Annotated in this window: 12 protein-coding genes and 2 pseudogenes; 6 read left to right on the top strand and 8 right to left on the bottom strand. The window is 58.0% G+C overall.

Translation table 11 applies throughout. The features are described 5' to 3' along the window. Window positions 1-108: 108 nt before the first annotated feature. Together trxB and EC915_RS05260 are read right to left on the bottom strand one after the other, a co-directional pair. Window positions 109-1071, bottom strand: coding sequence for a thioredoxin-disulfide reductase (gene trxB / locus EC915_RS05265; RefSeq protein ID WP_133749487.1), 963 nt, complete (start codon window positions 1069-1071; stop codon window positions 109-111). A 150-nt stretch (window positions 1072-1221) separates the two neighbouring features. Continuing rightward, window positions 1222-1821, bottom strand: a complete 600-nt coding sequence (locus tag EC915_RS05260) for a peroxiredoxin (protein ID WP_133749486.1) — start codon at window positions 1819-1821, stop codon at window positions 1222-1224. A 260-nt stretch (window positions 1822-2081) separates the two neighbouring features. Between EC915_RS05260 and cysZ the strand changes: the two genes are divergently transcribed. Then, window positions 2082-2846, top strand: a complete 765-nt coding sequence (gene cysZ, locus EC915_RS05255; RefSeq protein WP_133749485.1) for a sulfate transporter CysZ — start codon at window positions 2082-2084, stop codon at window positions 2844-2846. A gap of 353 nt (window positions 2847-3199) precedes the next feature. Here cysZ and EC915_RS05250 read toward each other — a convergent pair whose 3' ends face one another. The 3 genes from EC915_RS05250 to EC915_RS05240 all read right to left on the bottom strand — a co-directional run bounded on the left by EC915_RS05250 (window position 3200) and on the right by EC915_RS05240 (window position 5694). After that, entirely contained in the window at window positions 3200-4303 is a 1104-nt protein-coding gene (locus EC915_RS05250; protein ID WP_133749484.1) for an NADH:flavin oxidoreductase, read from the bottom strand. A gap of 276 nt (window positions 4304-4579) precedes the next feature. After that, on the bottom strand, window positions 4580-5077 hold the full coding sequence (locus EC915_RS05245; RefSeq protein ID WP_133749483.1) for a glutathione peroxidase: 498 nt from the start codon (window positions 5075-5077) through the stop codon (window positions 4580-4582). A 131-nt stretch (window positions 5078-5208) separates the two neighbouring features. Next, window positions 5209-5694 carry a peptidylprolyl isomerase gene (locus EC915_RS05240; protein ID WP_133749482.1) on the bottom strand — a complete coding sequence of 162 codons (486 nt, stop codon included), beginning with the start codon at window positions 5692-5694 and terminating at the stop codon, window positions 5209-5211. Here EC915_RS05240 and EC915_RS05235 point away from each other — a divergent pair. From EC915_RS05235 to EC915_RS05225, 3 genes and pseudogenes are all read left to right on the top strand, one after another. Then, window positions 5693-6026, top strand: a pseudogene (locus EC915_RS05235) (DUF3565 domain-containing protein). The gene EC915_RS05240 and the pseudogene EC915_RS05235 overlap by 2 nt on opposite strands. Window positions 6027-6166: 140 nt before the next feature. Beyond that, window positions 6167-8257 (top strand): phosphate acetyltransferase, encoded by a 2091-nt coding sequence (gene pta / locus EC915_RS05230; protein ID WP_133749481.1) that lies wholly within the window; start codon window positions 6167-6169, stop codon window positions 8255-8257. 84 nt (window positions 8258-8341) lie between these two features. Next, a complete protein-coding gene (locus EC915_RS05225; RefSeq protein ID WP_133749480.1) occupies window positions 8342-9247 on the top strand; it encodes an acyltransferase in 906 nt (301 codons plus the stop codon). 105 nt (window positions 9248-9352) lie between these two features. Here the strand turns inward: EC915_RS05225 and EC915_RS05220 are convergent, their stop codons facing one another. Both EC915_RS05220 and EC915_RS05215 read right to left on the bottom strand, forming a co-directional pair. Continuing rightward, window positions 9353-10054: an OmpA family protein gene (locus EC915_RS05220; RefSeq protein WP_133749479.1), complete on the bottom strand. Its 702-nt coding sequence runs from the start codon at window positions 10052-10054 to the stop codon at window positions 9353-9355. A 313-nt stretch (window positions 10055-10367) separates the two neighbouring features. Next, the gene (locus tag EC915_RS05215) at window positions 10368-11177 is read right to left on the bottom strand and encodes a sulfite exporter TauE/SafE family protein (RefSeq protein ID WP_133749478.1); all 810 of its coding nucleotides are present in this window, start codon (window positions 11175-11177) and stop codon (window positions 10368-10370) included. Between the two features lie 110 nt (window positions 11178-11287). Between EC915_RS05215 and EC915_RS05210 the strand changes: the two genes are divergently transcribed. Continuing rightward, window positions 11288-12052, top strand: coding sequence for a helix-turn-helix domain-containing protein (locus EC915_RS05210; protein ID WP_133749477.1), 765 nt, complete (start codon window positions 11288-11290; stop codon window positions 12050-12052). Between the two features lie 356 nt (window positions 12053-12408). Then, window positions 12409-13608 carry an HD-GYP domain-containing protein gene (locus EC915_RS05205; protein WP_133749476.1) on the top strand — a complete coding sequence of 400 codons (1200 nt, stop codon included), beginning with the start codon at window positions 12409-12411 and terminating at the stop codon, window positions 13606-13608. Between the two features lie 46 nt (window positions 13609-13654). On the opposite strand, the pseudogene EC915_RS05200 reads toward EC915_RS05205, so the two are convergent. Continuing rightward, window positions 13655-13849 (bottom strand): annotated as a pseudogene (locus tag EC915_RS05200) (response regulator transcription factor); the annotation flags it as partial. Window positions 13850-13954 lie beyond the last annotated feature (105 nt).

Raw genomic sequence — 13954 nt, 5'->3', positions numbered from 1 at the left:
TGCCAGTAAAAGCATCGGATTTTGATTTCTTGCTGCCAAAGGTCAAGCGGTAGGGCTTAACTGATCGGCATTGGCCCTAGAGCCGGTTTTTTCATGTGGAGCACCTGATCAGTACGAAGCGTTCGCCAGACCGTCCAGGTAACGCTCAACGTCCAGCGCAGCCATGCAGCCTGCGCCGGCCGAGGTGATCGCCTGACGGTAAACATGATCAGCCACGTCGCCCGCTGCAAACACGCCGTTAACGTTGGTGGCCGTCGCATTACCTTCGCGACCGCCCTGAACGACCATGTAGCCGTCCTTCAGCGCCAACTGCCCTTCGAACAACGAAGTGTTCGGGGTATGGCCGATGGCGATGAACACACCGTCGACTTTCAGCTCTGCGCAAGTCCCGTCGTTGTTTTTCAGACGCGCACCGGTGACGCCCATGTTGTCGCCCAACACTTCATCCAGCGTCGCGTTGAGCTTGAGTTCGATCTTGCCTTCGGCCACACGCGCATGGAGCTTGTCGATCAGGATCTTCTCGGCACGGAACGTATCGCGGCGGTGAACCAGCGTCACCTTGCTCGCGATGTTGGCCAGGTACAGCGCCTCTTCCACAGCCGTGTTGCCACCACCAATCACTGCCACCGGCTTGTTGCGATAGAAGAAACCATCGCAGGTCGCGCAGGCCGAAACGCCCTTGCCCATGAACGCCTCTTCGGACGGCAGACCCAGGTAGCGGGCGCTGGCGCCGGTGGCGATGATCAGCGCATCACAGGTGTAGGTAGCGCTATCGCCCTTGAGGCTGAACGGTTTACCGGCCAGATCAACGGCGTTGATGTGATCGAACACGATCTCGGTCTCGAAACGCTCGGCGTGCTCGCGCATGCGCTCCATCAGTGCCGGGCCGGTCAGGCCATGGGGATCGCCCGGCCAGTTGTCGACTTCGGTGGTGGTGGTCAATTGACCGCCAGCCTGCATGCCGGTGATCAGCAGTGGCTTGAGGTTGGCACGGGCCGCATAGACCGCAGCGCTGTATCCGGCAGGGCCGGAGCCGAGAATAATCACTCGGGAATGACGTACATCAGACATGACACACTCCTATTGACCGGCCATCGTGATGTGTGGTCGGAGTTACTGTGGTCTAAACCGGCGTACCGGCTGGAATAAAAGGATGGGCAAGTAAAGAATCGCTTACCCATCCCGAAATCTTGAAGCTGCGACCCAGGTCGCAGCCCGGTATTACAAGCTCTTGGCGTTTTCAGCCAGGTAGTCGGCGACGCCTGAAGCGTCAGCCTTCATGCCTTTCTGCCCTGGACGCCAGCCGGCAGGGCAAACTTCGCCGTGCTCTTCAGTGAACTGCAGCGCCTCGACCAGACGCACCATGTCATCAACGTCGCGGCCCAAGGGCAAGTTATTGACAACCTGATGCTGAACCACGCCAGCCTGGTCGATCAAGAACGACCCGCGCAGCGCAACGCCGTCTTCGTGTTCGATCCCGTAAGCGCGAGTGATCTCGTGCTTGATGTCGGCAACCATGGTGAATTCAACTTCACCGATACCGCCCTTCTCAACCGGCGTATTGCGCCACGCAGCGTGGGTGAAGTGAGAGTCGATGGAAACGCCAACGACCTCGACGCCCAGTTCTCGGAATTTAGCAATGCGGTTGTTGTGCGCGATGATTTCCGAAGGGCACACGAATGTGAAATCCAATGGCCAGAAAAACAGCACGACGTATTTGCCGCGCAGGGAGGACAGCTGAAAACTGTCGACGATCGAACCGTCACCCAGGACTGCCGCTGCTGTGAAATCAGGGGCCTGTTTGTTTACCAGAACGCTCATTACGACTCCTTCGAGGTTCAAAGTGAATGGGAATAGGTCTAAAAGTTGCCCGCAAGCTTATCGGGGCGGCGAAGATTAAGGAAATATCGTTTCATTATCCAGTTCATAGGTTGTCGCTATCCCGGCATTGGTTACCCGCATGAGGTCGATAGACTTTGGCGGCGCGAGATTGTTTCGACGAATGTCATGATGCCGATCCGGCTTCCGCCAATGTCACAAAGTCGGTAAGGTCGGCGCGTTTTCAACGTTTGGAGGCTCCCATGCCTGCACCCGCTCTTTGCGGCCCGCAATACCTGCGCGAGGGCTTGAAACTGGTCCTCAGCCCAGGGCTGCGCCTGTTCGTTCTGCTCCCACTGACGATCAATGTCGTGCTGTTCGGCGCACTGATTTATTTCGCCGGTCACCAATTCAGCCTCTGGGTCGACTCGTTCATGCCGAACTTGCCCGGTTGGTTGAGCTTCCTCAATTACATCCTCTGGCCGCTGTTTGTGGTGCTGGTGATACTGATGGTGTTTTTCACCTTCACCATGATCGCCAACGTCATTGCCGCGCCGTTCAACGGATTTCTCTCGGAGAAAGTCGAGGTGGTGCTACGTGGCACCGATGACTTTCCTGCATTCAGCTGGTCCGAACTGATCGAAATGATCCCGCGGACCCTGAGCAGGGAGATGCGCAAATTGGGCTACTTCCTGCCCCGCGCCACAGGGCTGTTCATCCTGTCATGGATCCCGGTGGTCAACATCATCGCCGCACCGCTCTGGTTGTTGTTCGGGGTGTGGATGATGGCCATCCAATACATCGACTACCCGGCGGATAATCACAAAATGAGCTGGCAAGACATGCTTGCATGGCTGCGCGCCAAGCGCTGGCAGAGCATGAGTTTTGGCGGGATCGTCTATCTCGTGTTGCTGATTCCGGTCGTCAACCTGCTGATGATGCCTGCGGCTGTGGCTGGGGCAACGTTGTTCTGGGTGAGAGAGCGTGGCGCGCAAACGCTGGCGGAGCGCGCAGGCTCAACGCCCTGAAGCTCCACATTTTTCAAACCGGTTTGTGCGGGGCCTGTGCATGCAGGTCCAATCCCGGAAACAGCAAACCCTGCCAGGACGTCGCAGATGACGAAAGCAGTAGGTCAGGCGCAGACGAGTAGCCTGACATTTGCCTGCGCCAGCAGACTGGCTCGTAACCTGGTTGCCGACTTCGTACCTGCGCTGATTTCACATTGCAAGCCGCCACCGAGCCCCCGGAAAGCATGGCGTTGAGCGTTTAGTCCTAAATCGCATCTGTAGAGCAAACTGCTCCCGAAGGCCTCGTGTCAGAGACATCGCGATCACTGAGCTGCAACAATCGTGAGCAAGCTCACACTCACCGGCTTGAATCCTTACTCCAGCTTACCCAACGCATCGCGGCTGAACGGCAGAATGTCGCTCTCGCGACCATCGCGCACTTTCACCGCCCAATCCGGATCGACCAACAGGGCGCGGCCCACTGCCACCAGATCAAACTCATCATCGTTCAGGCGTTTAAGCAGGTTTTCCAGGCTGGCTGGCTGTGCGACCTTGTCTGTGTTGACCATAAACTGCAAAAACTCCCCGTCCAGCCCGACACTGCCAACGGTGATGGTCGGTTTACCGGTCAGCTTACGCGTCCAGCCAGCCAGATTGAGATCAGAACCTTCGAACTCTGGCTCCCAAAAACGGCGCGTCGAGCAGTGGAATATGTCCACACCTGCGTCTGAAAGCGGCTTGAGGAAAGCCCCCAACTCTTCCGGCGTTTCCACCAACCGTGCACTGTAGTCCTGCTGCTTCCATTGGGAATACCGGAAGATGATCGGGTAATCAGGCCCGACAGCTGCGCGCACTGCCTGAATCAGCTCGATGGCGAAGCGCGAACGGTGGGCCAGATCACCACCGTATTCATCGGTGCGCTGGTTAGTCCCTGCCCAGAAAAACTGATCGACGATGTAGCCATGTGCGCCGTGAATCTCCACGCCGTCCATGCCGATGGCTTGCGCGTCTCTGGCAGCTTGAGCAAATGCCGCGATAACGTCGGCAATGTCCTGCATGCTCATGCCGTGAACCACGACTTGGCCGTCCTTGAGTGTTTCAGTCGGGCCGTAAGCCGGAACACTGCCATCGGGTTCGGTGCCGAGCCGACGCACTGCGCCCACGTGCCATAGCTGGGGAACGATTTTGCCGCCCTCGCCATGAACGGCTTCGACCACCTTCGTCCAGCCAGCCAGTGCAGCTTCGCCGAAGAATTGCGGCACATCGGGGTAACCGTTGGACGCCTTATGGTCGACCGTGGTGCCTTCGGTGATGATCAAGCCAACGCCTGCGGCAGCGCGACGACGGTAATACTCGATGACCTTGGCATTGGGCACACCGCCCGGCGAGAACGAGCGGGTCATCGGCGCCATCACGACACGCGTCGGTAATTCCAGGCTGCCCATGCGGAAGGGCTTGAACAAGGCTTTGACTGGCATGTAACGTCCTCGACGAATAGGGAGACAGAATCAATCACCCAGAATGGGCCGCCAGGCGCGCCATGCACAGCACTATTGATTTGGGTGATTAGGGTTTAAAACGAAAGGAGGCCAGGATGCACCTGACTCGCGGAGCGTCGACGAGTGCCTGCTCCGGTGGCTGGGCATGGACTCTCAAGATATCGCTCAAATACGAATGCAATGTTTTGAACGCACGCAAGGTTTCGAAAGGGCCAACCTGAGGTCAGCATTCAAATGCCCATGAGCCGAGTCGACTCAGGCGAGTTGGGATAGGTGCAGCGCCTTTTCGATTGCCTGAATGACCGAAGGATCATCCGGCGTGGTACGCGGCGAGAAACGCGCAAGCACCCGGCCGTCCTGACCCACGAGAAACTTCTCGAAATTCCAGGTGATGTCCCCGGGAAACTCAGCGCCTTCGCCCGCCAGCATTTGATATAGCCGGTGGCGATGCGGACCATTCACTTCGAGCTTGTCGCCCAGCGGGAACGTCACGCCGTAATTCAGCGAGCAGAATTGCAGAATCTGCTCTTGAGCATCGGGTTCCTGTGCCGCGAACTGGTTACAAGGCAGGCCCAGGACGCTGAAGCCCCTGTCTTTGTACTTCTGATAGAGACTTTCGAGCGCGGCATATTGCGGCGTAAGGCCGCATTTGGAGGCCACATTGACCACCAGCACCACTTTGCCCTTTAGGGGTGCGAGAGGCAGTTCTTGGCCATCCAGAGCTTTTAATTTCAGGTTGTGAAATACACTCATGACGAAGCTCCCCTGCTCTGCATACAAAAATCATAGGCCGAAAAAAGCGCCCTGACAGGCCGTGAAAACAAAACACTTTCACGAAGCCCGCGAGGACGCCTTGCCAGCTCACTTCAGCTTAGCAGGACAAATCAGTGGTGATGACCACCTTCGCCGTGTACGTGGCCATGAGCGAGTTCTTCTTCGCTGGCGTCACGGATGGTAACGATCTTGACCTGGAAGTGCAGACGCTGCCCGGCCAGTGGATGGTTGCCGTCGACTGTCACGTCGTCGCCGTCCAGGTCGCGAATCGTGACGATCTGCATCTGGCCGTCCGGAGCGGAAGCGTGGAACTGCATGCCGACTTCCAGTTCGTCGACACCTTCGAACATGCTGCGGTTCAGGGTGCTGACCAGCTCGGCCGAGTATTCGCCGTAGGCGTCCTCAGGCTCGATGGCGACTTTCAGTTCGTCACCGATGTCCTTGCCTTCCAGTGCCTTTTCCAGACCCGGAATGATGTTACCTGCGCCTTGCAGGTAAACCAGCGGCGCGCCGCCGGCAGAACTGTCGATGACCTCACCAGCGTCATTGGTCAGGGTATAGTCAATGGAGACAGCCTTGTTGGCGGCGATCGGCATGGGGCGAGACCTTTTGCAAATAGAGATATGAACGAACAAGTCTAACCAAGCACTGGCGTGAAAGCGAACGCAACTCAGACGGACGGCCCCGATTGCACGACCCTGCATTGCTTCACAGCGACACCATCATTATCGGTTTCCACCCTGACCAGGACGCTCACTGGGTCGTTGAACTCTCCTGCGGTCACAGCCAGCACCTGCGCCACCAACCGCCCTGGCAGTCGCGGGCCTAGGTATTGGATGCGGGCAAGCGACAGGAAAAAATAGGCCAATCCTTTCACTGTGGCGGGTGCGCGCAAGGGGCAGATAGCGATAACCTTGTGCCCCGTTGAGACGCTGCGATTGAACAGCGTCCTGTGTTACCCGGCCCTCTGGCATATTGGTGCTTTGTACGAAAAGCTGGCAGGCACAGCCACTTATCGCCCAAAGCCTGACGCCACGCCCCTTGCACGCTCACCTTCGAGAAGCCCGCATGCAGACTTTTTTTATCGCGCCCACAGACTTCGGCGTGGGTTTGACGTCCATCAGCCTGGGGCTGGTGCGCACCCTGGAGCGCGCCGGACTCAAAGTCGGCTTTTTCAAACCTATCGCCCAGCCACACCCTGGAGATCTGGGGCCTGAACGCTCGACCGAACTGGTCGCCCGAACCCATGGCCTCAAGCCACCCAAACCGCTGGCTCTGGCCCATGTCGAACGCATGCTCGGCGAAGGACAGCTGGATGAGCTGCTGGAAGAAATCATCAACCTGTATCAAGAGGCCTCCGTGGGCCGCGACGTGTTGATCGTCGAAGGGATGGTGCCGACCCGCAGCGCAAGTTACGCCGCGCGGGTCAACCTGCACATGGCCAAGGCGCTGGATGCGGAAGTGATTCTGGTCTCCGCGCCGGAAAACGAGGTGCTGACTGAACTTTCAGGTCGCGTCGAGTTGCAGGCACAGATGTTCGGTGGTCCAAAGGACCCGAAGGTGCTGGGTGTCATCCTCAACAAGGTGCGTACGAACGAGAGCATGGAAGCCTTCTCGGCGCGTCTGAAAGAACACTCCCCATTGCTGCGCAGTGGTGATTTTCGCTTGCTGGGCTGCATCCCGTTCCAGGCCGACCTCAATGCCCCGCGCACCCGCGATGTCGCGGATCTGCTGGGCGCGCAGGTGATCAACGCCGGCGACTACGAACAGCGACGCATGTCGAAAATCATCATCTGCGCGCGCACCGTGCTCAACACCCTGCAGTTGTTAAAGCCGGGGGTGCTGGTAGTCACCCCGGGCGACCGCGACGACATCATTCTGGCCGTGAGCCTGGCGACCATGAACGGCGTGCCGCTGGCCGGCCTGCTGCTGACCAGCGACACCTTGCCCGACCCGCGCATCATGGACCTGTGCCGTGGCGCGTTGCAGGCCGGTTTACCGGTCTTGTCGGTCAGCACAGGGTCGTACGACACGGCCAACCAGCTCAATCAGTTGAACAAGGAAATCCCGATCGACGACCGCGAACGTGCGGAAATCATCACCGATTTCGTTGCCAGCCATCTGGATGCCAATTGGCTGCATCAGCAGTGCGGCACGCCGAGGGAAATGCGCCTGTCGCCAGCCGTGTTCCGTTACCAGCTGATTCAACGCGCTCAGGCGGCGAACAAGCGCATCGTGCTGCCCGAGGGCGCAGAGCCGTTGACCGTGCAGGCTGCAGCGATCTGTCAAGCCCGAGGCATCGCGCGTTGCGTGTTGCTGGCCAAGCCTGAAGACGTTCAGGCAGTTGCTCGCGCTCAGGGCATCGAGTTACCGCCGGGGCTGGAAATCCTCGACCCGGATGACATTCGCGAGCGCTACGTGGGGCCGATGGTCGATCTGCGCAAAAGCAAGAGCCTCAACGCGCCGATGGCCGAGCAGCAACTGGAAGACCCGGTGGTGATCGGCACCATGATGCTGGCGCTGGATGAAGTCGACGGTCTGGTGTCCGGCGTCATTCATTCGACTGCCAACACCATCCGCCCTGCCCTGCAACTGATCAAAACCGCGCCGGGCTGCACCTTGGTCTCTTCGGTATTTTTCATGCTGTTCCCCGAGCAGGTGCTGGTCTATGGCGACTGCATCATGAATCCCCATCCCACGGCTCGGGAGTTGGCGGAAATCGCCGTGCAGAGTGCTGATTCGGCGATAGCCTTCGGACTGTCGCCGCGGGTTGCGATGATCAGCTACTCCAGCGGCAACTCGGCCAGTGGCGAGGAAGTGGAAAAGGTCCGCGAAGCCACGCAATTGGCGCAGGAAACCCAACGCGACCTGTTGATCGATGGCCCGCTGCAATACGACGCGGCGGCCAACGAGAATGTGGCGCGACAGCTGGCACCGGACAGCCCGGTCGCCGGTCGCGCCAATGTCTTTGTGTTTCCCGACCTCAACACCGGCAATACCACGTACAAGGCGGTGCAGCGCAGTGCGGACTGCGTAAGCCTGGGGCCGATGCTGCAAGGCCTGCGCAAACCGGTCAATGATCTGCCGCGCGGGGCCCAGGTCGATGACATTGTCTACACCATTGCGCTCACCGCGATTCAGGCGGCAACTCTGCCTTGATAACGCGGGTCTGAATATTCTTGACCCACAATAATGCCGCCGGGCCTCACTGGCGGCTGTCTTACCTTCGGAGTTCGATTCCCCATGGATTTCTTGCACGCCTCTTTGCGCGGCGTCATCGCCTCGCTGCTGTTGGCGCTCAATACGATTGTCTGTTGCACGCCGCTGTTCATCATCGCCATCTTCAAACTGTGCCTGCCCTTCCCGGCTGCGCAGAAGGTGACTGATTGGCTCATGAGCCATATCCACGAGGCCTGGATCAGCAACAACAATGCGTGGATGAACCTGCTGGGTCACACCCGCTGGCACCTGAGCGGCCTGGAAAGCCTGGATTACCAGCACTCCTATCTGGTGACCAGCAACCATCAGAGCTGGGTCGACATCATGGTGTTGCAGTACGTGCTGAACCGGCGCATCCGTGCGCTGAAGTTCTTTCTCAAGCAGGAGCTGATCTGGGTGCCGGTGATCGGCCTCGCATGGTGGGCGCTGGGCTTTCCGTTCATGAAGCGCTACAGCAAAGCGTATCTGGCCAGGCACCCGGAAAAGAAAGGCAAGGACCTGGAAACCACCCGTCGCACCTGCGCCAAGTTTCGCAATAATCCGGTAGGCATCTTTAACTTCGCAGAGGGCACGCGCTTCACCAAAAGCAAACACGCCCAACAGAACTCGCCATTTCGCTACCTGCTCAAGCCCAAGGCGGGCGGCATTGCCTTTGTGCTGGACGCGATGGGAGAGCAGTTGGAATCCATCGTCAACGTGACCATTCACTATCCCGCCGGTCAGCCGGGTTACTGGGATTTGCTATGCGGCCGGGTTCGCGAGGTGGTCGCGCACTTCGAGCAAGTACCGATCCCTCAGCAGTTCATCGGCAAGAGCTACGACCAGGACGAGGCGTATCGAGCTGAATTCCAGCAATGGATCAATCGACTGTGGGAAGACAAGGATGCGCTGCTCGGGGACATGCATGAGCGCTATCTGCGCAAATCCTGACGCACTGCACAAAGGACGGTCAGAAGGAATGCCCTCTGCAATCCATATCGACCACAAACGAAAACCCCGACACCAAAGTCGGGGTTTTCGCTATTACTCAAGCCATTATTGCTGCTGTTGATATTGCTGACCGGGGATCGGCTTGAGGTTGACCTCTACACGACGATTCTGGGCTCGGCCATTGACGTCGGCGTTGCTGGCAATAGGAGAATCGGGGCCCGCCCCGCGAACCGACAGGTGAGAAGCATCCACGCCCTGTGAGGTCAGGTAGGTCGCCACGCTCTGCGCACGCTGTTGCGACAGATCCATGTTGTGCTGGCGGCTGCCGGTGCTGTCGGTGTAACCGACGATTTCGATCAGGTTCTGGTTGTACTGCTTCAACGAGCCGGCAAGGTTGTTCAGCGGCGAGTAAAAGCTGCTGGCAATCGCCGAAGAATCTGTAGCGAATGTGATGTTGCCTGGCATGACCAACTTGATGTTGTCGCCTTCACGCTGCACTTGAACGCCGGTATTGGCCATGCTCGCGCGCAGGGCAGCTTCCTGCTTGTCGGCGTAATAACCGTAACCGGCTGCACCGGCACCGACCACGGCTGCACCGATCAGGGCGCCTTTGCCGCGGTGGTTATGATCGATGGCAGCACCGGCAACGGCACCTGCCAGCGCACCGAGGCCACCGTATTTGGCGGTTTTGCTCACACCGCCGGAATCTTGTGCCTGCCCTTGATTGTCATATGGATTCTGCGTCGCGCAGCCAGACAAGACAGCGAGCGCGGTAGCAGCGATGATCGAACGGCGAAGGGTAAACATCAACGAGAGCTCCTGTATTGCTTGTATTGGCACAACGATAGAAAACCGAGGCCATGTGCTCGGTTAGAGCATGACAGTAGTCAAAAATTCCTTAACGCCGCCTGAACGATCACCGTCGGCGGAAAGGATTCGCTACCCATTTCGTCGATAAACTGCGCTGACAAGTCCATCTTGCTGGCAGAGGTCACAGAAGGTACGGATCTGCAGTACCACTGCGAAGAGATTCCAGAGTGGTTCGTAACCGCTTACGTCGACAACGTCTGTGACACAAACGGCGCAGGTGAATCCTCTGGTTGATCTGGTAACGCGCAGCTCACACCAGAACCATGCTAATCATCACGACTACCAGCAATCCCACATACGACTGCGCGTGCAATTGATCCGGAATGCGCCCCACCCAGCGAGCCGCCAGACGCATACCGAACCATGCGCCCAGGGTCAGCACGGCGAAAGCACCGAGATTGACGTAGCCAAGGTAGCCGGCCCCCAACGCATTGCCGCTCAGACCGGTGAGCATGTAGGTGGCCGTGCCGACCAGCGCAACAGGCAGGCTCAACGGGTTGGCCATGGAGGTCGCCTGAGTCATGCTCAAACCGCTGCGGCGTAACAAAGGGACGGTCATCACGCTACCGCCAACCCCGAGAAACGTGGCGATGGCACCGATGACAATGCCACCCGGCCCGACGCTCCAGCGACTCAGACGACGAGGTTCGCCTTTGCATGCCGCAGAGACAAATCCGCGTCGGCACAGGCAATCGACAATGGTAATTGCTAAATAAATGACAAATGCTGCGCGCAACACCGATCCACTGACGAATCCTGCTGCGACTGCTCCGATCAGTGCACCGACAGCGATGAAGCCCCCCAGTGGCCAGAGCCAGGCCTTGAGCAGGGTTCCGGCGCGGGCCGATCGGCGCGTGCTTAGCGAGGCATTGACGATCATCACGCAGGTGGACGTTGCTACGGCTACGTGCATGGCCGCCTGCTCCGCCAGCGCGCCGCCTGCACCACTGATCAGCACGCCATAAAGAACCGGTACGACTACAAAGCCGCCACCGAAACCGAACAGCACTGTCGTGATCCCGGAAACACCGCCAAAGAGTGCAAGTAGTAGATAAGTCATCGCGCCGTGCCCTGAAGAATATCCGCCGACGATAAGCAGTTTCATCGCTCAGAGCTTGAGGACTCAGGCCATTCATGTTTGTGTTTCGGCCAGACTCCATAGGATATGTCATGCGCAATATTTCCATCGACAACCTCGACGACACGCCCCGCCCAGTCGTTGCGATCGGCAATGACTATGCCGAAGGCCACCTGTTACGGCGGCACTATCACAGACGCGCGCAGCTGCTATATGGCTCCACGGGGGTCATGAAAGTCTCGACCGAACAAGGTGATTGGGTAGTGCCACCCCAGCAAGCCGTCTGGGTTCCTGCGCAACTGGAGCATGAAGTATTGATGCTTGGGGTCAGTACCCGAAGCCTTTACATCGAGCCGTCCGCAGTGCCTGTTTCACGCGGGGTCTGCGAAGTTATCAGTGTCTCACCGCTGCTGCGCCAGTTGCTGATCGAGGCCGTGGAGATGCCACTGGTGTATGACCCTCAAGGTCGAGACGGGGCGTTGATATCGCTGGCACTGTGGGAAATCGAGCTGGCAAGAGGGCTACCATTGCACATTCGCTTGCCTGACGATCCTCGTTTGCTGGATCGCTGTCAGCGGTTCCTGCAACACCCGGATATTCACCAATCGCCACACGATTGGGCGCGGGAACTGTTCGTCAGTGAGCGCTCGTTCAGCCGCCTGTTTCGCGAGCAGACACAGATGAGTTTCGGCCAATGGCGCCAGCGCGCCTGTGTAATGCTTGCCCTGTCACGACTGTCAGCGGGAGACCCCATCACCCGCATCGCGCTGGATCTGGGTTATGAAAGCCCTGCTGCCTTTTCGACCATGTTTCGTCGTCTGGTCGGTTGCGCACCGAGTCACTACGCTACGGTCTAAAGCGTTGCGGGCCACCGGCCGCGACGCCCGCGCGTGTTTCAGTATGCCTATGACAACTTTTATTTAGGCCTCTACACCCAACTGAGTAACTTTCTGCTTGAGTTAAAGCACCTCGTCTATTTATTTTTTACTTAACTCTGGTGTTGCCTGGAAAAACGTCTTCAACCCTGTAACCAGTATGGTTAAACGCTTAAAAATACAGGTGTCGGTGTGCTGTTCATTGATGTATTTTTTTAAATACCCCTCATATACTGGCAATGCGCAACCACTCGATATGTGTAGCGCACGAGACGATATGAAGTCGACTCTATGAATACGCAAGGCAGCCCAAGCCCAATGCGAAACGAGCAGCCTCCATGCTAAGAAAAATCGCGGTCTGCGATCTAACGCTGGGTATGTATATCCACGAGTTCTGTCGCCCACGAAACCATGATCCATTCTGGACACTGCATGTTGAGCGCAAGCTGCTTGACGAAGGCGTGCTCCAGCGCATTCAGGAATCGACCCGCCAAGTGTGGATCGACACCGGGCGTGGAAAAAGTCCGGAGCCTCAAGTACACATCCTCGCCGCGGCTTCGGAAAGGGTCAGTGAAAGCGACACAGCGCCTGCCAGCATGGAAAGAGAGCTGACGCGCGCCAGAATGATCTGTGGCCGTGCCAAAGATGCCGTGACGGTCATGTTCACTGATGCCCGCATGGGCCGCGCAATGAATGTGAAAGACGTCGACCTCCTTGTCGAGGAGATTTCGACTTCCGTGATGCGTCATCCCCACGCGTTGATCAGCCTGTCGCGGCTGAAGACTTCCGATGAATACACCTACATGCACTCAGTGGCGGTGTGCGCGCTCATGGTTGCGCTCGCGCGGCAGATGGAACTTAACGAGGAGCTGGTACGCGAAGCAGGCGTGGCCGGGTTGATGCACGATGTCGGCAAGATGATGATTGCGCCCGCCATCCTCAACAAACCCGCTCGCCTGACTGTCGATGAATACGAGGCGATGAAATACCATCCGCAGGCCGGGCTGGAAATTCTTGAGCACTGCCAGCAAGTCACCAGTGCCGTGCGGGACGTCTGTCTGCACCATCACGAGAAAATCGACGGCAGTGGTTACCCTCATGGCCTCAAAGGCGAAGAAATCAGCCTGTTCGCAAAAATGGGGGCGGTGTGTGATGTATACGACGCCGTCACCTCGGACCGGCCTTACAAGAAAGGTTGGGACGCCGCACGCTCTATCCGAGAGATGGCGTCCTGGAAAGGTCATTTCGACGAAAAAATCCTCCAGCACTTCGTCAAGACCGTCGGTATCTACCCGGTCGGCGCGCTTGTACGTCTGAAAAGCGAACGGCTTGGCGTTGTCGTCGAGCAGGGCGAGAAATCACTGCTGCACCCAAAAGTGAAGGTATTTCTCTCCACCCGAACCCGAATCGCATTCGAACCACATGTCATTAACCTGGCCAATCCCGTCGAAAAGGACGCGATCATCAAGTTCGAACTGGCTGAGGACTGGGGGGTGCAGGATGTTGAAAAAATGTGGGCAGGCGCAGGGGCGTCTTGAGCCTCTACAATACGTCGCTGGAAGATAGTCGGCGGCCTTCTCGCTCCTAGCCCAGCAAACCCGATTCCTGCGCCCGGACCACGGCCTGTGCTCTGCGCTCGACGCCCAGCTTGCCGTTGATATGGCTGGCGTGGGTCTTGACGGTGTGCAGGGAAATAAATAACCGGTCGCTGATTTCCCGATTAAAACAGCCTTGAGCGATGAGTTGCAGGACACCGAGTTCGCGCGTGCCAAGGGCCTCGTCCCAAGCATGGAATGGGATCGATGACGTCCCGTGCGCAAGGTATCTGCTTGCCCTTATCGGACGCGAACTGGTCGAGCAGATAGCCGACCAGCAACAGGCTTT

The organism is Pseudomonas sp. LP_7_YM, assembly GCF_004364435.1.
Taxonomy (GTDB): domain Bacteria; phylum Pseudomonadota; class Gammaproteobacteria; order Pseudomonadales; family Pseudomonadaceae; genus Aquipseudomonas.
The sequence above is the reverse complement of the archived record's forward strand: the minus strand, read 5'-3'. Positions and strand labels throughout refer to the sequence as shown.